The sequence below is a fragment of the Vibrio sp. 2134-1 genome (genome assembly GCF_033339495.1).
In genome coordinates this window covers 1-679 of the sequence record NZ_JAWOUS010000467.1, presented here as the reverse complement: position 1 = coordinate 679, position 679 = coordinate 1, and the positions used below count along the sequence as shown (strand labels likewise).

Genomic DNA, 679 nt, shown 5'->3' with positions numbered 1-679 from the left:
CAACACTGCATTATCACGAATTTGGTGAAGAGTAATGTTTGACGTAAACGCTGTACGCGAACAGTTCCCGGCCCTAAATCAAGACGTAAACCAATCGCCTTTAGTTTACCTTGATAGCGCAGCAACAACACAAAAGCCACAGTGCGTGATCGATGTGATTAGCCGTTACTATAGTGCACAAAATGCTAACGTGCATCGTGGTAGCCACAGTTTGACAGCAAACGCGACTAGCCAGTTTGAAGCCGCTCGCGAAGCCGTAGCAACGTTTATTGGTGCAAACAGCTCTAAAGAAATCATTTGGACGCGAGGTGCAACCGAAGCACTTAACTTAATTGCGCAAACTTACGCTCGCAGCACCTTACAACCGGGCGATGAGATCTTGATTAGCGAGATGGAACACCACGCCAACATCGTGCCGTGGCAAATTGTGGCCGAACAAACTGGCGCGAAAATAGTGAAAGTGCCAATGACCCCCGAGTGCCAGTTTGCCTTGCAGGCGTTTGAGCAGCTGATTTCTGAGCGATGCAAAATCGTCGCGTGCGCACAAATAACCAACGTAACAGGCACACGCCAACCTATCGAAAAGATCACCGAGCTAGCGCACAGCGTTGGTGCGGTAGTTGTAGTTGATGGCGCACAAGGCATCGTCCACGAGCAGCTAGATTTGTCGGCATCAGAT

General features: G+C 49.6%; 1 protein-coding gene. It reads left to right on the top strand.

Annotated elements, in window-relative coordinates:
- Window positions 1-34: 34 nt before the first annotated feature.
- On the top strand, window positions 35-679 hold a 645-nt coding region (locus R7R78_RS26660), incomplete at its 3' end, for an aminotransferase class V-fold PLP-dependent enzyme (RefSeq protein WP_225474676.1).